Source organism: Myxococcus sp. SDU36 (genome assembly GCF_030168875.1).
Classification (GTDB): Bacteria; Myxococcota; Myxococcia; order Myxococcales; family Myxococcaceae; genus Myxococcus; species Myxococcus vastator.
The window spans coordinates 3,110,529-3,131,296 of the sequence record NZ_CP077414.1; the positions used below are offsets into that span (position 1 = coordinate 3,110,529).

The 20,768-nt window shown below is 69.3% G+C and carries 13 protein-coding genes; 8 read left to right on the plus strand and 5 right to left on the minus strand.

The genetic code is table 11. The features are described 5' to 3' along the window. The first annotated feature begins 3 nt into the window (after positions 1–3). From KGD87_RS12025 to KGD87_RS12045, 5 genes are all read left to right on the plus strand, one after another. On the plus strand, positions 4–924 hold the full coding sequence (locus tag KGD87_RS12025) for a hypothetical protein (protein WP_284667588.1): 921 nt from the start codon (positions 4–6) through the stop codon (positions 922–924). Between the two features lie 27 nt (positions 925–951). Next, positions 952–2,805: a hypothetical protein gene (locus KGD87_RS12030; RefSeq protein ID WP_284667589.1), complete on the plus strand. Its 1,854-nt coding sequence runs from the start codon at positions 952–954 to the stop codon at positions 2,803–2,805. A 66-nt stretch (positions 2,806–2,871) separates the two neighbouring features. Then, the gene (locus KGD87_RS12035) at positions 2,872–7,323 is read left to right on the plus strand and encodes a DUF8189 domain-containing protein (RefSeq protein ID WP_284667590.1); all 4,452 of its coding nucleotides are present in this window, start codon (positions 2,872–2,874) and stop codon (positions 7,321–7,323) included. A 14-nt stretch (positions 7,324–7,337) separates the two neighbouring features. Continuing rightward, positions 7,338–9,128 carry a hypothetical protein gene (locus tag KGD87_RS12040; RefSeq protein ID WP_284667591.1) on the plus strand — a complete coding sequence of 597 codons (1,791 nt, stop codon included), beginning with the start codon at positions 7,338–7,340 and terminating at the stop codon, positions 9,126–9,128. After that, positions 9,125–11,092: an ATP-binding protein gene (locus tag KGD87_RS12045; protein ID WP_284667592.1), complete on the plus strand. Its 1,968-nt coding sequence runs from the start codon at positions 9,125–9,127 to the stop codon at positions 11,090–11,092. The genes KGD87_RS12040 and KGD87_RS12045 overlap by 4 nt, the downstream gene beginning before the upstream one ends. Here KGD87_RS12045 and KGD87_RS12050 read toward each other — a convergent pair. The 3 genes from KGD87_RS12050 to KGD87_RS12060 all read right to left on the minus strand — a co-directional run bounded on the left by KGD87_RS12050 (position 11,089) and on the right by KGD87_RS12060 (position 15,701). After that, positions 11,089–11,751: a glutathione S-transferase family protein gene (locus KGD87_RS12050; protein WP_284667593.1), complete on the minus strand. Its 663-nt coding sequence runs from the start codon at positions 11,749–11,751 to the stop codon at positions 11,089–11,091. The two genes, KGD87_RS12045 and KGD87_RS12050, sit on opposite strands and share 4 nt — an antisense overlap. 81 nt (positions 11,752–11,832) lie before the next feature. Next, complete coding sequence (locus KGD87_RS12055) at positions 11,833–14,577, minus strand: AAA family ATPase (RefSeq protein WP_284667594.1); 2,745 nt, start codon at positions 14,575–14,577, stop codon at positions 11,833–11,835. After that, positions 14,574–15,701 carry a metallophosphoesterase family protein gene (locus KGD87_RS12060; protein WP_284667595.1) on the minus strand — a complete coding sequence of 376 codons (1,128 nt, stop codon included), beginning with the start codon at positions 15,699–15,701 and terminating at the stop codon, positions 14,574–14,576. The genes KGD87_RS12055 and KGD87_RS12060 overlap by 4 nt, the downstream gene beginning before the upstream one ends. Positions 15,702–15,971: 270 nt before the next feature. Here KGD87_RS12060 and KGD87_RS12065 point away from each other — a divergent pair, with 270 nt between their 5' ends. After that, positions 15,972–17,069: a helix-turn-helix transcriptional regulator gene (locus KGD87_RS12065; protein WP_284667596.1), complete on the plus strand. Its 1,098-nt coding sequence runs from the start codon at positions 15,972–15,974 to the stop codon at positions 17,067–17,069. A gap of 130 nt (positions 17,070–17,199) precedes the next feature. Here KGD87_RS12065 and KGD87_RS12070 read toward each other — a convergent pair whose 3' ends face one another. After that, entirely contained in the window at positions 17,200–17,988 is a 789-nt protein-coding gene (locus KGD87_RS12070) for a GNAT family N-acetyltransferase (RefSeq protein WP_284668628.1), read from the minus strand. A 153-nt stretch (positions 17,989–18,141) separates the two neighbouring features. Beyond that, a complete protein-coding gene (locus tag KGD87_RS12075) occupies positions 18,142–19,350 on the minus strand; it encodes an extracellular solute-binding protein (RefSeq protein ID WP_284667597.1) in 1,209 nt (402 codons plus the stop codon). Positions 19,351–19,486: 136 nt separating this feature from the next. On the opposite strand from KGD87_RS12075, the gene KGD87_RS12080 reads away from it, so the two are divergent. Beyond that, positions 19,487–20,299 carry a phytanoyl-CoA dioxygenase family protein gene (locus KGD87_RS12080; protein WP_284667598.1) on the plus strand — a complete coding sequence of 271 codons (813 nt, stop codon included), beginning with the start codon at positions 19,487–19,489 and terminating at the stop codon, positions 20,297–20,299. Between the two features lie 60 nt (positions 20,300–20,359). Beyond that, positions 20,360–20,710, plus strand: coding sequence for a BP74-related protein (locus KGD87_RS12085; protein WP_284667599.1), 351 nt, complete (start codon positions 20,360–20,362; stop codon positions 20,708–20,710). Positions 20,711–20,768: the final 58 nt, after the last annotated feature.

Consider the following 20,768-nt stretch of genomic DNA (forward strand, 5'->3'; position numbering starts at 1 on the left):
ACCATGTCGCCCCCGAATGACGCCTTGCTCGACGCGGAGACGCGAGACCGGCTCCACTACGCCACCGGCGTGCTCCTGGACGCGGGAGACTTCACCGCCGAGCAGACCTATCACCGGGGCCGGCTCACCCGGGCCCTGGCGTACCTCCATGGCGTCGGGACAGTGGCCGGGCTCCATGTCAGTCACCACGAGGGCACCGAGCCGGAGCACGAGGAGCTCCGGGTGTCCGCCGGGCTCGCGTTGGACCCCTTCGGCCGGCTGGTGGAAGTGCCCACGGACGCGTGCCTCAAGCTGGACCGCTGGTACTGGCAGGAGCCGCTGGAGCTGGCCGACTTCGGCGTCTTCACGCCCGCCGAGTACCGGCTGAGCCCCGATGCCGCGGGCTATCCACCCACGGGGGTGGTAGCGGACCTGTTCCTGCGTTTCCTCCAGTGCGAGCGCGGCAAGACGCCTGCCTTCGCGGCGGGGCCCTTCGACGCCATGGACGCCGTGGTGGCCTCGCGCCTTCGCGACGGCTACGAGCTGCGGCTGGTGCCGCGCTCCACGGCGTATCCCCCTCCGGAGGTGCCCAAGAGCCCCTTCCCGGACCCCGTGGACGAGCCAGACCCGGTGCAGCGGCGCATCAAGCTCCGGCAGGTCATCTTCAACGCCTGGCGAGGCAGCCGCGAACAGGAGCTGGCGAAGCTGTGGAGCGACACCTTCATCCCGGCCTCGCTGCTGACGGACCCGGCGCAGCCTGACTTGAAGATGAGGGATCCCGCGTGGGTCTTCCTCGCCCGCGTCGTCATCGGCGCAACGGACGTGGAGGACGTGCGCGGCACGGAGGTGCGGCCCACGCGGCAGGGGGCTGTCTACGTCGACAACGATTTGAGGCCCTTCAGCCTCTCTACCGCCGCGCTCGCCCGGTGGATGGGCGTCTTCTAGGCCCGACTCTCTCGAAGGGGGATAACCGTGTTCAACCCAACCAGTGGACCCGCCCGGGAGAAGCTCACCTGGGAGACGGCACAAGCGCTGGAGACCGCCCGGGCCATGGTGCACGACGACCGGCGCGTGCGCTCCTTCTTCTTCGACGGGCGCTTCCTCACCGCGAAGGACCTCACGCGGGAGCAGCACTACTTCCTCACGCGGCAGGCCGACCTCTCCCGGGCCAATGGCACCGGGGTGATGCACGGCCTGAGCGTCACGCCCAGCCAGGACCGCACGACGCTCACCGTCCGCCTGGGCCATGGGCTGACCCCCGGCGGCGAACTGGTCGTCGTACCTCGTGACTTGACGGGCATCCGCCTGGACGACATCCCGGAGATTCAGCGGCTGGACGCGGCCTTCGGGCTCGCCCCCGTTCCGCGCGAGCTGGCGCGGAGCCGCTCTGGGTTGTACGTGCTGGTGCTGCGCCCGGTGGAGTACACGGCGAACCCGATTGCCTCATACCCCACGTCGCTGGGCGCCGCGCGGACCACGCAGGACGGCGACATCATCGAGGCGGTGGCGCTGACGCTCATCCCCTACCCAGACCCGGTGGGCGGCGGCAACTTCGAGACGCGCCGCGGGCGCGCGGCCCATGAAGTCTTCGCCGGGGCGGGGATGCGGAGCCTCCCCGTGGACGCGCTGCCGCTGGCGATGCTGGCGCTGGACCGAGGCACCCTCCGCTGGCTGGACACCTTCCTGGTGCGACGGGAGGTGGGCGCCGAACAGCGCAGCGTGGTGGGCTTCGGCGTGGCCCCACGCGAGCTGCGGGAAGCCCACGCGCTGCAATATCAGCAGCACCTGAAGGAGGTGCTCCAGGCGCGTCGCGCCGCGGGCCAGAGCGAGCGGTTCCTCGCGAGCGAGCACTTCTTCACGCTGCCCGCCGCGGGGACCCTGCCGGCGGCGGCCATCGAGGCGGGCAGCCTCACGGAGTTCTACTTCCCGCCCGAAGTGGACGTCGAGCTGACGGTGGTGGCCGAGGACGAGCTCGGCGCCATCCTCGACGAGTCCCTGCAACTGCCCCCCATCGACCTCACGCGGACGGGCGAGGCCCTGGAGTCGGTGTCCGTCCTGGTGATGGTGCCCGTGGCGCGCCATGGCATGGCGCAGCGGCTGGAGGGCCTGCGCGAGGTGCTGCGCGCCGCGCCGCTCAAGCTGCGGGCGGCGGCGGTGGGACAGGTGGCGCGGCGACTGCCCGCGCATGCCCTGCTGGACCTCACGCGCCGCTGGCAGGTCCAGCCCGCGCCCGAGGCGCCCGTGACAGACCTGGTGGACGCCGCATGGAGCGAGCTGCTCTCCGGCTCGCGGACCCTCTGGTATGCCTGCCGGCGCAGCCTGCCGCACCACCACTCCGCGACGGGCCAGCCGCTGCCCGAGCCGGAGGACCACGACGGCGAGCAACACTTCGAGGAGCTCGTGAAGAAGCTCCGGCAGGCGGAGCTCTATGACGAGTTCTCCGCCCTGCCCCAGCGCGGCACCGCCATGGCCATTGGCCAGCTCGTGCCCCTGCTCAACACGCTCGCCCACGGAACCACGCGGTGGCAGTTCGCGGGCATGGCCTCCGCCACGCTGCGGTTGGAGCGCATTCAGCACAAGGAATACATGGCCGCGCTCAACCGGTTCCCCGCCACCGTCAAGCAGGGCCTGGCGAGGCTGGAGGCGGAGCCCAGCCTCCTGGACGTGCCGCTGGCCACCCTGGCCGCGTCCTACCGGATGCCCGACATCGGGGCCTACGTGATGACGCTCACCGCCGCGTCCTACGCCACGTTCGTGACGGAGTTGAAGAAGCTGCTGGATGAAGGCGTGTCGCTCGACGAGGCGTTCCTGACGCTGCGGGGCTGAGAGATGATTACCAAGCCGATTGCGGATCCGCTGGCCAACGAACATGTGCTCCGCGTGGAGCCACGCATGGCGCCCTTCGGCGTGGACGCCGAGTGGCGGAGGAGGGCCCACTTCTTCACGGGACGCGCCGTGTCGGCGGACGCGCTCGCGCTGGAACAGGAACATCGCGCGGGGAGGCTCGCGCTGCTGGGCCAGCACCTCACGCCGGGCATCGTCGCCGGGCTGGAGGTCCATCTGGAGCGGGAGGGCCCACGGACCTTCATCCATGTCCGGCCCGGCAACGGCATCGCCGTGACAGGTGAGGACGTCATCGTCCGCCGGCAGCTCCGCGCCCCGCTGGGAGAGCTTCCCCTCTTCCCAGGACACCGGGACCCCTCCACGTTCTCCCTGGAGGCGCTCGCCAACGAGGAGCCCCCCGTGGACCCGCTGCTGTTTCCCAAAGCCGCGGTGCTGGTGCTGGTCCCCACCACGTCCGTGCTGCCGCCACCGGCCTCGCAGACCGACGCCTGCGAGGTGGACCCGGAGTCCCAGGCCTTCGAGGACGCGGTGCGCACGGAGGGCGCGGCGCTGGTGCTCTGGGGCTGGCCCCAGGGCTGGGACATGCCACAGGACTACTCCCTGCGCTGGCGCAGCCGGCTGGTGTACAGCCTCTTCGAGCGGGAACGCCGTCGCCGAAGTGGAGTGCTCGCCCCCTGGGAGCACGCGGGCGTTCCACTGGGACTGCTGGGCTTCGGGCAGGGGCCAGACGGGCCCGAGGCGTTGTTCGTCGACCGGCATGCGGTGGCGCGAGCGGGTGGACTGCCACGCGCGCGCACGCCGTTGCTGAAGTCCCGTGGCTCGCCCGTGCTGTGGCAGGCGCGCATCCTCCAGTTCAACGACCACCTGGCGGAGCTTCCCCCGGAGCGGCTCGCCCAGGACAAGGCCATCCTCTACTTCCGCCGCCTGCCGCCCGTAGGCGTGCTGCCACCGGACGCCGTGGACTACCGCGCCTGGACGCGGCGCTTCTTCCCCGACCGGTTCGAGCTGGAGGCGGTCCCCATTCCCCTGGAGCAGCTCGACACGGTGGCGATGGCCAGCGCGGCCCTGGAGCCGCTGGACATCACCCGCGAGGAGCGCGTTCGCATCCTCGTCCCCGTGCCGGGCGCCGTCTATGAGCCGGGGCTGCTGCATGACGCACCGCTGGACCCCGCCTTCCTCGCCGCCATCGAAGAAGGTCTTCAGCGCCTGGGCGGATGGCTGAAGCGGCGCCTCGTCGTGCGCGCCCGGATGAGCACCCTCAAGGACAACCTGTACGGCGCCACCAGCAACCACTATCCCCTGGTGGACCCGGAGGCCGACCCGGACGAGGCGCGCTACATCCCCGCCGCCGACCCGACGAACCCCACCGAAGAGGACTACGGGACGTCGGGTGAGACGGTGCCCTCGGCCGAGGCCTACCTCCAGAACCACTTCGAGCCGTCCTGGGAGTTGTCCGTCGACGCGCGCTCCGACTTGCTGCCTCGGCCCCAGGGAGACCCGACGCCCCGGCTGGAGTTCGCGGGACAGCTCACCTCCGCGCCCCTGGTCATCTCCACCGAGGAGCGGGCGCATGTGTTGTTCCGGGGACCGTTCTGGACGCTGGGCTACCGGACCTTCGACGGCCGGGCGTGGAGCAAGGTGACGCAAGTGATTCAGGGCAGGGTCAGGTCACGCTCGGTGCCCGTCGCGGCGATGTGGCCGCGCGGGCGGCTGGACGTCTACTTCCGGGACGACCAGGGCAACCTGCACAACACCTACCTGGACACCCGCGTCAGCAATCAGCCCTGGAGCAGCCCTCGCGTGCTGACGACCGGCGTCATGGGAGATGCCGCCGCGGTGTCTCCCTCCGAGGGACGCACGGACGTCTTCTACCAGGCCCTCCGAGGACAGGTCCTCTCACTCTGGTGGATGACCGTCACCGCCTCGCGCGTCATCCGGCCGAGACCCCTTGAGACGCCGCTGGCGTTCAAGGGCGAGCCCATCTCCGCGGTGGTGTCACGGGGCCTGCTCATGGCCTTCCTCCTGGACGCCCAGCGCAACCTCCAGCAGGTCACCGTCTCCCCGGACCCCACGCACGGCGCGGAGGTCTGGACGAACCACTCGCTGGGACGGGAGGTCCGCTGGTTCAAGGCCTGCGCCTCACCGGATGACGGCACCGTGGACCTGGTCGCGCTCTCGGGCAGCTCCCTGCTGCACCGGCGCTTCAACGGGCTGGTGTGGAGCGAGTGGAAGGACCTGGGCGGCGGCCATTCGCTCACCGCCGCGCTGTCCGCGCCGGGCAAGGGCGTGCTGGATGTCCTGTCCCGCGCGGTCAACGGCCGCATCCTGTACGCCCGGTTCGACGGCACCACCTGGACGCCCTGGAAGACGCTGGGCACCGAGGTGGCGCGCTCCGCGCCCGCGGCCATCCGCCGGGGCGAACATCTGGATGTGATTGTCAGGGCGCGTGAGAACCTCCTGTGGCATCGGCCGGTGCGCTCGCCCCTCCACACCGCCCAGCGAACCCTGGGCCTGCGTGGGCTGATGCGCGACCTGTCCAATCGGATCCAGCGCGTCGACGAGGCCGTGGACGCGGCCTTCCTTCAGGTCCAGTCGGAAATCCACCGCGTCCGCCAGCTCATGCTGGGCAGCACCGCCTCCGCCGTGATGACGGCGTCTCCCGTGCTGACCGACGTCGCGCAGGCCGAGACGCGCGTCGCCACGTTGACGGACGTGGAGAAGTTCATCGGAGTCTTGAGCGCGAAGCGCAAGGTGAGCTGGTCCACCGTCCGCTACCTGGACCCCACCAACCTGCGGGACCGGCTCCTCAAGGTGTCGCCCGTCATCGGCACGCTTCACTCGGCGATGGCCATCAAGCGCGAGGTGCTCGGGAAGCTGTTCACGCTGCTCTCCGGCATGGAGTTCAACCTCGAGTCCGTGCAGGTCCCCAACGTGAAGGTCCCCCCGTGGCGGAGGTCACGCGTGCCACCGGTGGACGGAGAGCCTCCGCCTCCCCCGGATCCGCGCATCGGCGTTCCGTTGAGCGAGCTGCGGGCCCTGACCGCGGAGGATTGGAGCCAGGTGTTCACCGATTACGTGGCGCCCAAGGTGCCCACGCGAGCGGAAGAGGCCACCTACTTCTCCATGTCCGTGGCCCAGCTCGAGGACGTCCTGGCCGTGCTGCGCAACCTCGAGGACCGCGTCATGCAATACCGGGAGGCCCTGGAGGAAGGCGGGCGCCTGGTGAGCGTGCTCCAGGCGCATGAAGCGCGGGGCGGCGAGCGCCTGACGGTGATTGGAACCGAGGTCTCCGAGTCGCGCCAGGACGTCATGGTGGCGCGCGCGCTCCTGGCCGAGGAGCAGGCCCGGCTGCAGCGCATCAACGAACGACGCACCCAGGTGCTGCGCGAGCACGTCCGCTTCCTCGTCTACCACCGGCCCCGGGAGCAGGTCCTGGACCGAGCCACGCCCGTCCGCGCGCTGGACACCGGCCTCTACGAGTCGGAGCTGCCCGCGGCGCTCGCCGAGACACGCGCCGCGCCTCCGGAGCTGTGGGCGCTCATCCAGCTCCTTCGCGACGCCCCGCTGGACTGGTTCGCGCAGGGGCCACTGCTGTTCCAGCGCCTGGACCGGCTGGACCTCGTCCACCGGACCCTGGAAGGGGCTCGGCAGCGCGCCACGGTGCGCGTGCCGCCCGCCCTCCCACAGATAGCCCGCGCGCCCAGCCGCTCGGGTGAAGGCGTGAGTCGTGTCTTCACCGCGCAGAGCCAGATTGTGTCCCAGGCCCGCGTCGTCACCGCGACGCTGGAGCTGGCCAGCCTCGTCCACCGCGGCTGGGCGGAGCTGGTGACGCTGGCGCTGCCCATCACCTCGTTCGGCGACCTGATGGACACCGCGCACGGGCGGCCGGACGTCGCGCAGGCCGCGGCCCGGGAGCTGGAGAACATCGCCAAGGTGGCCACGTACCTCTACTTCCTCTTCGGGGAGGTGCCTCCACGCGTCCGGATGGAGTGGGCGTCGATGCTCAGCGAGTATGACGCGCCGTGGGACCTGAGGGACCTGGCCCGGCTGCCCCAGTGGAACACGCTGGAGGTCACGAGCCGGCGCCAGCTTCAGGAGTTGGTGGACTGGCTCTTCGCGCAGATGAATCCGTCACGCACCGAGGCCGTGACGCTGATGAACGACCTGGTGCGCTCGGCGCTGCTGCTCGCGAGCCACGCGCCCGTGGGAGAAATCGTCGCCGGGCACCTGCCGAAGCCAGCCCCCGCCAGGGTGGGAACGGTGTTGGATCTGCAAGTGGACCCTTCGCGCATCCGCGTGGGCACCCATGTGCTGCTCGCCTCCGGCGTTCACACGGTCCAGGCCGTGGTGGAGGACCTGGGCACCGGCACGGCCCGCGCGCGCGTCTTCTCCACGAGCGCGGCCAGCGTGAACCTCGCTGAGAAGACGGTGGCGAAGTTCTCCGAGCCCGAGCAGCGAGGCGGCCTGCTCCCGACGCCGCGGCGGACACTGCTCCGGTGACCTCGGAACGGCGAGTGCGTCAGGTGAAGCTCGCGGCGGCCAGCCACGCGCTCGTCCAGAGAGGGGCGGTCCTCCTGGAGGACGCACTGCGCACCGCCTCCCTTCCGGATGCTCCCGGAGGCCAGGTGCTGCTCATCCGCCGGCTGCCGCTCGGAACGATTCACGCGGACCGCAGCCCGGCCACGCTCTCGCTCGTCGTGGAGCAACGCGTGCGTGAGGTGGCGCTGCTGGCGGTGCATGCGGAGTCACGGTCCGCCGCCGCCGCGCAGGCGGTCTACTTCCGGGATGAGCTGGAACCCTTCGTGCTGCTGGCCACCCGGCTTGCCCGGGGGCTGCCCCTGGACGCCTGGTTCTGGCGGTTGGCTGTTCCTGGCCTGCTCACCGGGACGTCCCGGGACGACGCGCTCCGCCTCGCGCTCGCCAGCGCCTTGCGGACGGGGCCTGGCCAGGCCGCCGCGGTGACGCTCGTCTCCGAGCTGCACGCGCTCGGCGCACTGGCCCCCTTGTTGGGCGCGCTGCGATGGCAGGATGGACCCGCGCTTGTCCGAGCCTGGTGGGGACACCTCCCGTCCCGCCCGGCGCCGAGGCTGCCCCTGGACGACGTGGGCGCGGCGGAGCAGGTCCCCGAACCGCTCCGGAGCACGCTCGCGCACTGGACACGCGCCTGGGGCCCCGGCGATGCCCGTGCCTTGTGGCTGGCCGCGGTGGCGCTCTGCACGCGCATGCCCTCCCGGGTGGCCGCGCCCCAGCTTCCAGCACGGGCATGGCGGGTGCTGGAGGCGCTCCAGGCTTCCCCCTCGGCACACCTGCCCGCGCCACGGGAACCGCCCCAACCACAAGCCCCTCCGAAGCCGGACGCGCCCACGGTCCCCGCCGACACGGGCGTGGTTCCGGGCACCGCCGCGTCGTCGCCACAATCTTCTCGGGCGCTCTCCGACGCGCGCTCTTCAGCCAAGGTAACGAGGTCCATGGACGGCACCTCCGCGTCCCTCGTGAGTGTGACAGCGGCTCCGCGGCAGACGGCACGCCCCGCGCTCGCGGACACAGGAGAGACGCCCAGAGGCACCGGCGATGCGCCCGGAGACATCAAACCCACCCCTCAAGACACGCCCCTCTTCCACGCGACGGAGGAAGCGCTCCCCACGGTCGCTGGGGGGCTGCTCTTCCTCGTGCCCATGCTGAACGCACTGGGCCTCCAGGATTTCCTGGAAGGCCATCCCGCCCTGGCCGACCTTGGAGTCCCGGAGCGCTTCCTCCGGCACGTCGCCGAGCGCCTGGGTGTTCCCTCGACGGACCCATTGCTCCGCGTGCTCCAGGAGGCCACGGCTCCGTTGCCCGAGCCCAGCCCCTTCGTCCTCCCCGTCCGCTTCCAGGCAGGCGTCGGTGCACGAGCACCGTTCCGTCTCGTCCGCGAACCCAAGGGCCGCCGCGTCGCCTTCGACGCACGGACCCGCATACCGCTCGCCTCGGCAGCTCACGGGGAAGCGCTGCCATCACCCTTCGACCGAGGCCTCCCGACGCCCCTGGCGCATCGACTCCCCTGGGATGACGCCACGCTCTTGCTGCGCGCGACCCTCCTCGCGGTGGGCGGCGTCACGCGACGGCTGGCACACATGGGACTCAGAGCGCTCGTCCTCCGTCCCGGCCGCCTCGTCACGACCCGCACGCATCTGGACATCGTCTTCGCGGCCTCGCAGGTGGATATCCGCATCCGCCGCGCGGGGCTCGACGTCAACCCGGGCTGGGTGCCCTGGCTCGCCCGCGTCATCCAGTACCACTACCCATCCGACGAGACCGGAGCATGACGACGTCCTCCCTGCCCCTTCGCACCACGGTCCTCGCGGCGTTGGCCCTCACACAAGAGGACTCAGGGGATGGAGAGGCCATCGAGCTGCGCTTCCTGCGACAGCACCTGGACGCAGCAGGGCGGGACTGGGTCGCTCGCGCTCGGGAGCGCCTCACACGTCCAGGCTCCGAGGATGCTGGACTCGTGATGCTCGGCGAAGCGCTCGGGCTCTCGCTGGTGGAGCTCCTGGCCGTGGTCCTGGTCGCCGCCGTCGAGCAGGACCCGATGGTGGGCCGGGCCGTCGCGTACCTTCAAGCGCCCGTGGGGGCCTCCCGGCCAACGCTGGGACTGGTGTCCAGCGCGCTGGCGCCAGCCGCTTCCGTGGGACAGGAGGCACTGCTCCTGCTCACCGCCGGAGCGGCCCTGGGCAGCGGGCTGCTGACGCGCCTCCGGGAGGAGCTGCCACTGTGCGAACAAACGCTGGCCATGCCGCTGCCGCTCTTCCTGGCGCTGTCCGACCACGACGTCACCTGGCCTGGGGCAACGCTCGGCTCGGCCCACCACCTGGAAGTACCGCTGCCTCCCTCCATCATGGACGGCGTACACCGGTATGCGCGCTTTCTCGCGGACACGCCTCGGTCGACGCTCGTGCTGCGCGGCACGTCCCTCTCTGAGACCCGCACCGTGGCGGCGGCGGTCGCCATGTCGCTCGGGCGCGCGCCCCTCTTCATTGGAGCGGAGCCGCAGCCGGGATTGGGGCCCTTCCTGATTCAGCGAGGACTGCTCCCCATCCATGTCCACGAGCTCGGGCCCGGCGAGCGGAAGGTCCTGCCCAACCTGCCGTACTACGGCGGCCCCGTGCTGGCCCTCACCGGTCCGGAGGGCACACTCGACGCGGCGGAGCGCGCGGTGTTGCGCTGGTCCGTTCCACGACCTCCCCGCGAGGAGCGGCGAGCACTGTGGGAGTCCTCTCTGAGCGCACCGGCGCTCGCGGAGGAGCTGGCCCGACGGCACCGCCAGGGCGCGGGACGGATTGCCCAGTTGGGCCGGCTGGCTCGGCAGAAGGCGGAGCTGGACGGGCGGCGGGCGCCCGAGCTCGAAGACGTGCTCGCAGCGGCGTGGGTGGCGGAGTCCGAGGGCATGAGCACGCTCGCGGAGCCCTTGATGGACGCCATCCACGACGACGCCATCGTCCTGGTGCCCCAGGTGAAGCGAGAGCTGGAGCTGCTCCTGGCGCGGTGCCGCGCGCGAGACGACCTGGTGGACGGCCTGGGCCCCTCCGCGACGGTGCGCTACCGCGCGGGGGTCCGGGCGCTCTTCATGGGCGCGTCGGGCACGGGCAAGACGCTCGCCGCGGGCTGGCTGGCGACGAAGCTCGGCCTGCCGCTCTACCGCGTCGACCTGGCATCGGTGACGAGCAAGTACATCGGTGAGACGGAGAAGAACCTCTCGCAGCTCTTCGCGCGGGCCGAGCATGCCGACCTGGTGCTGCTCTTCGATGAGGCGGACTCGCTCTTCGCCAAGCGCACCGACGTGAAGGACTCGAATGACCGGTTCGCCAACGCCCAGACGAACTACCTGCTCCAGCGAATCGAGGCGTTCGACGGCGTGGCCCTCCTGACCAGCAACAGCAAGAGCCGGTTCGATTCAGCGTTCACGCGCCGCCTCGATGCCATCATCGACTTCACCCTGCCCGGACCCGCCGAGCGGCGCGCGCTCTGGAGCACGCACCTGGGCACGGCGCACGAGCTCCCCGCCAGGGAATTGAGCCGACTGGCGGCGACGGCGGACCTGGCCGGAGGGCAGATTCGCAACGTGGTGCTGACGGCCGCGCTCATCGCGCGTGAGGCGGGGCGCTCCATCCAATCCCCGGACATCTTGGAGGCGCTCGCACATGAGTACCGGAAGCTGGGCCGCGAGCCCCCCTCCGAGCTCCGCCCCCCGGGCTCCGTTGGCGGCGCCCGTGACACAGGGCGCCGCTAGCGCGCGCTGCCCGCCGGGGCGCCGAGGCGCTGCTCATAGGCGTCCAGCGTCCGCCGCCAGGCGGGCCGTGCCTCACAGCGCTCGCGGTAGGCGGAGACCCGGGAGAAGCCGTTGAGCACGCCCGCGTTGCGCACCTCGCGCAGCACCGTGGTCATCAGGATGTCCGCCACGGTGAATGCCTCGCCGGTGAGATACGAACGCTCCCGAAGCCAGTCCTCGATCGCTGTCAGTGCGTGCTCGGCCCACGTCACCAGCCCGGGGCGCCGCTGCGCGCCGGTGGGGTCGGCGGCGCCGAGCAGGTCAATCATCACGATCTGGAACAGCGGCGGCTCCAGGGTGTTGAGCGCGGCGAAGCACCAGCGCGTCACCTGGGCGCGGCCCTGGAGATCCGCAGGCAGCAAACGGCCCGTCTTCTCCGCCAGGTACAGCAGTATCGCGCCCGTCTCGGTGAGCACGATGCCGTTGTCCTCGAGCACCGGCACCTGCATGAAGGGGTTCAGCCGCTGGTACTCCTCGCTCCTGTGTTCCCCCGAGGGATGATCCAGGCCGTGCACCCGGTAGGGCACGCCCAGTTCCTCGAGCGCCCACAGGACGCGTAAATCGCGCGTGAGGCCGACGACCTTCGAGTTGACGCGGCCGAAGCCGTAGAGCGTGATCATCCCAGCATTGTTGATGCCGTGCCCGCCGCTGTCGAGGAGCTACCTGGCAGATGGTGCGCATCGCCTCCGTCCGACGTCGGTTCAAGGCCCTCCGGCCGCCTGGGCCAGGGCCTTCAGGTCGAACTCCTTCACGCCCCGGAGGGTCCGGTAGCGCTCCGGGAAGGCCGTGAGGATGAGGATCTGCAACGAGTCCCCCGCGCTTTCGATGACCTCCAGCGCGCGCTGGTGCCGGGCCGCGTCCGTGTTCACCAGTGCGTCGTCGAGGACGACGAGCTGTGGCTCCGGTCGCGGCCCTTTCCTGGCCAGCAGCTCTCCGAGCGCCAGCCGCAGCGCGAACAGGGTCTGTTCGCGCATTCCCCACGAGAAGCCCTCCAGCGGCCAGGGCCCCTCCGCCGTCTGCAGCCGTGCCTCGCTGAACTCCGCGTCCAATTGCAGTCGCTCGGGCCGCCCTCCTCCACGGATATACGCCAGGCGAGAGTGGATCTCCTCCTCGATGGGCGCCACGAACGTCTGGTTCACCTGGTCCTGCCAGGCGTGGGACATGGCACGGAGGCTCTCCGCTGCCTGGGCCTGTGTCTCCAGTCGCTGGTACGAGGCTTCCGCCAGCGCCAGCTTCTCCTCCGCCTCACAGAGCCGTGAGTACAGTCCGTCCGCCGCGGCCTGCTCCAGCAACGCCTGCGCCCGGATGCGCTCCTCCTGGTTCTTCTTCTCCTCGCCGCCAATCCGCTCCAACGTGTCCTGCAGCCTCTTCCGCGCGAACGTGGCGCGCGCCTCCGGGCCGGGGAGTTGCGCTCGGAGCCCCTTGACCATGTTCTCCAAGCGGCCCAGCTCCGCCTCCGCCCGCGCGACCTCCGCGCCCAACCCTTCGAGCGACAAGCCCAGGGTGTTGAGCTGGGTCTTCAGCTCCAAGCCCAGCGCCTGGGCCGCGGCCTGCGCGGAGTTGCGCCCCTGCGTGACGACCTTCAGGTGCTGCTCTGTCGTCCGGAGCGCCCCCTCCGCCTCCTCCCGCGCCTTGTCCCGAACCTTCACCTCCTGCCTGCGGGCCTTGAGCTCCTCCGTCAGCGCCTTCAGCTCGGGAAACGAGTGGGTCTGAAGCTCCTCCCGCGAAAGGTTGAGCTGGGCGCTCAGCGCCCCGGTCTTCCGTGCCTGCTCACGCTGCTGTTCCCTGAGCACCTCGACGCTCTCGACTTTGTGGTCCTCCAGGAACTGGCTCCGTGCCTCCTCGTACTTCGACAGCTCCTGAAGCACGGCCTGCTGGGACTGCCACGCCGCGCGCAGGCCCACCACATCATCGACTCCGTGCTCATGGAGGCGGCGCGCCAGGTCCTTCCTGTGCTTCTCGACCTCCGCTTCGAGCTTGCCAATCTCCTCGGCCGCGGTGCGCACGCGGACTTCGCCCACGCCCAGGATGCGCAGTGAACCCGCGCGCACCCCCGAGAAGACCTTCTGGCCCTCCCTGGTGAGCTTGTGCGGTGTGGTGTGCCCCTGGGCCTCCCACTCGATGCGCTGCGGGCTCTCGGCCGTAAAGGAGACCTCCACGCCCTGTGCGTCCAGCCTGTCCAGGGCCTGAGTCAGCTTGCGCTGCACCTCCTCGGCGCGCTTCACCTCTGTTTCTGGAAGCGCCTTCAGCGCCGCGGCCTTGCGCCGGGCATTCTCCACCCCGGTCTCCACCCGCGTCCCCTGCTTGACGAGCGCGTCCAACTTCCGCTGCGCCGCCAGGGAGGCGCGCGCATCCTCGAGGAGCCGTCCTCGCTCCACGCGCTGCTCCGCCAGCTCCACTTCCCCCTGCTGCGCCTTGTGTCGCTCGCGTGCTTCCCGAGCCCCGTCCTCGGCGCGCCGGACAAGCCCCTGGGCCTCCTTCAAGGCCGGCTCGTTGCGAGCCAGCAACTCCTCCTGCTGGGCTATCTTCTGCTGGAGCGCGAGAAGCGCTCGCTGCTTCTGGTCCAGCGCCTGCCACTCCTTTCGCTGACGCTCGACGTCCTTCTCCCGGAGCGCCGCCTGCTGCTCCAACTTCTCCTCCTCCGCGATGCGCTCGTGCAAGCTGGCGAGTTGCTGCTCATGGGCCCTCCGTTCCTCGGCCAGCGAGCGCTGCTTCTGGCCCAGGTCCATGCTCTCGCTGGCGAGCTGCTCGATCTCCGCCAGCCGCTGGGTCAGCCGAGCCGCCGCCTCGCGCAACTCCCGCACGCGAGCCCCCTCACGTTCGAGGTCGCTTCCGGCGACGCGCTTTCCCGCCTTGGGCGTGAAGAACCGGCGGTAGGCCCTCTCCATCGCATGCAGGAGGGACTGTTCCTCGTTGCTCAGGGCGGCGACGCCAACCGTCTCCAGGAGGCGGGCCTTGAGCGGTGTATCGAGACCGGGCAGGTCGAACCGCTCTGCCGACTGATTCAGCCAGAGCAGCCGGGCCAGCCCCCAGTTGCCCACCTTCGTCACGCCGTTTCCGGGCACGCTGGAGACGAGGAAGCCTCGGACCAACGCATCCGCCTCCTGCGAGTCAGCGAGCCGCTCGAACCGGCTCCCCGTCCACTCATCCAGGACGCTGCTGGCGCCATCCAGGAACGCCTTCTCCAGCCGGTAGCGCTTTCCTCCCGTCTCGAACTCCAGCGTCACCCGCGGAGAGAGCTTCGTCTGCCAGGGACGAAGCAGGTGCATCTCCCGGTCCTTCGTTGAATGGCGGTCGAACAGCGCCCTGGCGACGGCCAGGATGAGGCTCGACTTGCCCGTCTCATTGGGCGCGTGGATGACATGGATGCCCGTTCCCAGCCCTTGCAGCTCCACGGGGCTCCGGAAGCAGCGAAAGTGCTGGACGCAAAGCCTGCGCAGAATCATTTCCACACCTCCATCACCAGCTCTGACAGCAACTGTCTGGCCGCGAGCCTGACGGGCTCCGGCGTGGCACCTGGCCCAGCCGCGGCCGGTCTGCTCAGCCCCTCAAGCAACGAGGAGACCAGGCTGCTCGAACCCGCGATGTCCGCGAGGCGCCCCTCTGCCTTGGCGCGTGGGACATCCTCACGCGCAATGAAGACATGGAGGAGCCCTCTCCCCTGAAGCTCCTCACGGAACGCCTCCAACCCGGATGAGGCGTCCTCGGAGGAGAGTCCCGTGGTGTGGATGCGCAGCAGCGCCCTTTCGGGGCGTGCCAGCTGCGCCACGAGTTCCCGAGCCCGAGCCACCTCCGGCTCGTGGCCCTGGCTCAGGTCCAGTTCCACCGTCCTCCAGGTCAGCGCCCCTGTTGCAATCGGCTCCAGCCGGGGCCCGGCGCCCCGCGACGAGAGCTCCACCAGCAGCGCCTGCCCCGAACCCTCCTCACCAAACTTCGTCGTCTCGTGAGCTCCCGAGTAGGCCGTACGACCGTCGTGGATGTACTGCCCATGCCAGTGACCCAAGGCCAGGTAGTCGAGGCCAGCGCGGGCCGCCGCGTCCAGTGCGATGGGGAAGTCGTCCGCGGCGTGCTTGCCTTCGATGCGCAGGGAGCCATGCGCCACGCCGATGCGAATCGCGTCCAGGCTGGACGCCACCTCCCATCCGGCGGTGGGGTCCTTCATGCCCTTCTTCTGGCGGAGTGGCGCGGGGAGCAACACGGCATCGGTGTTCGGGACGGGCACCGCCGCGTTCCCATCCAGCACGGTGATGTGCTCCGGGCGCTGCTTCCAGGAGGCCCGGCGGAAGACGGCGTCGGGCGTCAGTGCATCGTGGTTGCCGGGCAGGATGTACACGGGCGCGCGAGAGCCCGCGAGCACCTTGATGACCGCATGGACGACACGATCCTCGACAACGTTGTGCTCGAAGATATCACCCGCCAGGACGACGGCGTCCACCTTTGACCGGTTGGCCGCGCTGATGACGTTGCTCGCGGCCTCCAGTCGCGCCTTCCGCACGTCCTCCGCGACATGAGCCACATGACGGGCTCGGAGCCCCATCTGCCAATCCGCTGAATGAAGGATCCTGACCATTCAAAGGACGGTACGGAGTTTTCGCGGAGCCGCACATACCTCCAGGGGAGTAGTGCTGGCTTCATGGATCCGACGTGGAGGGCCGCCCCGCCCCTTCGTGAAGATGGCGCAGAAGTTGGCCGTGCGCGCCTTCGACTAGCGACAGGTCAGCTCGGGCACAAGGGGGTGGCGTCTACCTCCCCGGTGGTACTGACAGACAGTGTCAGGGGGCCTATTCAGGACCTGAACGTCTATGCTGTCCATCGGTGCAGCTACTGGCCGGAGTGATAAATGGTCGCGTCAATTCGCCTCAATTCGCGTGAGTTCCTGCTCACCCACGATGTCGCTCTCGCACTCCACGAATCGAAGCACCTGCCGGACATGCTGAGCCAGGCGCAGGCTCCGCTCGCCCGCCTCATCCCCGCGGACTACTGGGCAATGTGCATCGTCACGCCAGGGCGGCCAGTGGAGTACCAGTGGATTGAAGAGGCAGGGGCGCCAAACGAACTGCTGGCCCAGTATGAATCGCTGAAGGCCAATGACTTCGTCCTCCAGTCGGTGGTGCGCCAGGCTGATACGGTCCTTCGGGACGAGGAGATGCTCTCCCGAAGAGCGCTGGAGCACAGCCTCCTCTATCAACAAAGCCGTGAGATTGGCGTGAACTTGGAGCAGGTCATGGCGGTGCTGCTGAACATCGACGCGGGTGTGTTCTGCGGAATTACGGCGTACCGGGACCAGCGCCGCCCCTTTTCCAGGAAGGAACAAGGAGCCATGCAGCTCCTCTCGCGCCATTTCAAAGTCGCGATTCGCAACTCCCACATCCTTGACAGCGCCTTGACGGGATACCGCCTCCTGGAAGCGTTGGGGCAACGCCAGGGCTTCGAGTTCATCATCTTGGATGCCGCGGCTTCCGAGGTGCATCGCTCGCGGCGAGCCAGCGAAATCCTCGATGCGTGGTTCGCGCATGCCCCACGAACTCGCGCTGGGCTCCCGCGCTCCTTCGTGGACCGGCTGAAGGCCCTGGTCCGGATGGACCACCTCGAGCGGGACGGCAGCGACACAGTGGAATTCCACCAGAACGACCAGTCGCTGCACGTCACGTTCATCGAATTGCCGCCGCACGAAGGTCCACGCCAGTGGGGGCTCTTCTTGAACGAGTTCCCCAAGTCCATCTCGCTTCCCATCCAGTTGGCCCGGCAACTGACCGAGCGGCAGGCTGCAGTCGCCGAAGCCATGGCCAACAATATGAACACAGACCAGATCGCCGAAGCGCTCCGGATGAAGCCCAACACGGCAAAGGTGCACGTGCGGGACATCTATGGGCGATTGAAGTGTGTATCCCGCGCCGACTTCATGCACCAGGTCGCCCAACTCCTGAAGCCGGTTTGAGGCAAGCCGCACGAAACCGTGGGCCTGCCCACGGCGACCTGCGTTCGGCCTCACATCAGGAGTCGCGACCTGCCCGTCCACGGCCATCCTCACTCTTCGACATCTCTGCTGATGCGGAAGAATGGTCTGGTCAAGGGGAGATGTCTCTACCTCCAGAGTGGTACGTGCTCCCTTCGGGCATCAGCGCGGCGAACCGCGCCAATGTCCTGGTGGGAATGTCGTCCAATGCTGCGATGAGCGGGAGCGTGAACCGCCGAAAGCCCGCGTCATAAAGAGGCTCGGAGATGAACCGTGCGCCCATTCGCCGGGCCACGAGCACGGGCGACCGGGGCAGTCGCAACGTCTCCCATCGCCCCTCCCGGGCACGCGCCTTTTCCTCGGCTGAGTAGAAGGGCATGTTCGACACGACGGGTGTCACCGATGCTCCGGGTGTCCTCATCCGCCAGCGCGGGCTCAGCCAACCGTGGTGGGCAAAGGCCTTCTGGATGAGGCGCGCATCTTCCTCTGAATCCGTCTCCAGGTTCGCCGCGGCAAGCCAGTCTGTAACGCCCCGCCGACGGCTCTCCGCGTAGAAGGCCGCTTGAAGCAGCACCACGGCCTCGGAGTGCCGCCACGGCCGACGCACGCAAAAGCGCGAGGCCTCGGCGACCACCCGTCCCGGCCCGCCGAGGCCCGACAAGTCCAGCCGCTGCTCCATCTCAACGCCCAGCACGCCGCCCGTCACGGACGCCACCTCGGCGTTCGGTAGCAATATCCGCACGGTCGCCACCGGCTCCTGCTCCACATAGACGACCAGGTGCGTGGTGGTCCGCAGCGTGTCGAAGCCGTTCACCTCCCGTCGGGTGGGCGGGGCCCTCCCTGGAATCAACTCCAGCTCACCTCCGAAGACAGCCCAACGGACGCGGAGCGCGTCGTCCAGCTCTCGCTGGGTCGTGACAACACGTCAGGTCATGGACGGCATGGGGCCCCCTTCGGCGTGGCGCAGGTCCGGCATCACGCCGGCCTGCCCCTTCCTTCGCCGCCCAGGCCCCAGGTGCGACAGCCTCCGCGCCGTCAAACCGCGTCTGTATTTCTACTTCAGCGCATCCACCAGCGCCGCCTGGAGCGTCTTCCGGTTCTGCGGGAAGCCCTGGTTGGGATAGGGCCGCGCCCCACTCAGGAACCGCGCATACTTCTGGTACATCGGGTCCCCGCGCGCGGGCTCCTGTTCATAGAAGGCCCGAGAGGCCTGCAGCAGATAGCGCGGCGTCGTGCCCCGCGGCGCGTCCTCGCTGAAGGCGATGAGGCTGCGCACGGCCGGGTCCTTCATGAAGTCGGTGAAGGCGCGGGCGTCCTCGGCACAGGTCCCCGTGCACTGCGCATTGAGCACCAGCGCGTCCACGAACACCGCGGGCGCGGAGCCCGTGCCCAGCGGCACGGAGATGACCTCCGGCAGCGCCATGCCCGGGTTGGCCTTCCGGACGAAGAACAGGCGCTCCGTGTAGCCCATGAAGCCGTTGGCCTGCCCCGCGGCGAACGCCTCTTCCGCCTTTGCATTGTCCGCATAGGTGCCGTCGAGGCATGGGTTGACGCCTGCCTCCAGCTCACAGCTCTTCACCACGTCCTCGAACGACTCCAGCGTGGGCGCGTCCAGCGGCAGTGACAGCGCATGGGACAACACGCCCGTGGGGTTCGTGTCAGCCCAGGCGTCCAGGTAGGACGAGGGCAGCGTCCAGCTTCCGCTGTAGTTGGCCGCCAGCGGGCGCATCCCCGGTGCCACGTCCGTGAGAATCTGGACCAGGGAATCGCCATCCGTGGCCGACGACAGGTGGGGGCTGTTCGAGTAGACGACGTAGCTGCACAGGTAGGTCGGCACGCCGTAGCTCTGGCCCGCGATGGAGACGGCTTCTTCCGCCGCCGGATGCGCGGCCCCCGCCTCCAGGGCAACGGGCTGCACCCAGCCCTTCGACACGAGGTCCCCCATGATGAGCGTGTCAACCTCCACCACCTGCGCGGCCCCTGCTCCCTGCCCGAGGAGCTGGTTCAGGGTGCCTCCTTCATCCAGGTCATAGAGGTCCAGGTTCGCGTCGAACACGATGTCCACGTCGATGTCCGCATGCGCTCGCTCGAAGTCCGCCTCGAGTCGCTGCTTCAGGCTGGCGAAGCCATCCCCCGCCGAGTCTGGAATGTAGGGGAAGAGGACGACCTTCAACGGCCGCGGGATCTCGGGTTCGGGATCCGACGGCCCCGAACAGGCCCCCAGGGACAGGGCGAGGACGAAGGGCAAGACTCTCCATTGCATGGCGTGGCTCCGGCGAAGTGAGGGAATCGCCAGCCATCCAAGCATGTCCCCACGTGCGGCCGGCCCCTCAGGGGCGCACTGTCAGGGAATTCAGCGCCGACCGTCCGCGGCCCCGGACCGCAAGGAGGCAACCCGAATGGAACTTTCCCAAGGCGAAGTGGAGCAGTTCATCGAGAGTGGATTCGTCCGGCTGGACCAGGCGTTTCCTCGCGAGCTGGCGGCCACCTGCAGAGCGCTGCTCTGGCGAGACACGGGCTGCGCGCCGGACAATCCGGCCACCTGGACGCAGCCAGTCATCCGGCTCGGGGACTCTTCGCAGGAGCCCTTCCGGCACGCGGCGAACACCCCCCGGCTGCGAGGCGCGTTCGACCAGTTGGTGGGGCCCGGACGCTGGCTCCCCCGAGGCAGCCTGGGCACGTTCCCCGTGCGCTTTCCCAGCCCGGACGCGCCCGGAGACGACGGCTGGCATGTCGATGCCAGCTTCCCAGGGGAGGACCCGAGCTCGTTCTTCTCCTGGCGGGTGAACGTGGCCTCACGTGGCCGTGCCTTGCTGATGCTCTTCCTCTTCTCCGACGTGGGTGAGGACGACGCCCCCACTCGCCTCCGCGTGGGCTCGCACCAGGACATCGCCCGCGTGCTCGCCCCCGCGGGAGAGACGGGAATGAGCTTCATGGAGCTCGCCGGGAAGCTGGACGTTTCGGCGCACCGCCAGCTCGCGCACGCCACGGGTGAGGCCGGCACGGTGTACCTCTGCCACCCCTTCCTGGTCCACGCCGCGCAGCCGCACCGCGGAGCCCGGCCGCGCTTCATGGCGCAGCCGCCGCTCCTCCCCGCGGCTCCGTTTCAGCTCGACCGCGCGGAGAAAGACGCCTGCCCCGTGGAGCTCGCCATCCGGAAGGCCCTGGCGCACGACGATGCCGCGTTCAAGACACACCTACCCTCCCGGTAGGTCATTCAAACGCATGAGGACAACCTCCTATATGGGGCCCTATCCCCAAGGAGGAATGCAATGGCAAACACGGTGCGCTTCGCCTTCACGCAGCACAGCCAGCCCAACCTCGAGTTCATCATCGAGCTGGCCGACGAAAAGACGATTTCACACGCACGGCGGATTCTCTCGGGCGAGGAGCGGAACGAAGTCCACGTGCACGGGCGAATCATCAAGCGGGCCGCGGAGTACAACCCGAAGTTCTCCTTCCACCTGGACCCCAGCACCATCCGCTTCTTCTCGATGGCCATCGAAGTCTGCGATGCCAACATGACGTATGTGGAAGACCACCTCGACGAGGCGGGCGGCGCGTTCCTCCCGGGGAATCACTGGTGCCCGTGGGACTCCAAGCTGACGCGCGAAGTGCAGTAGGCCGGGCGCGGCGACGACGAGCCTCGTGATTCCCACGGACTCGTCGCTCCGCCTCTTC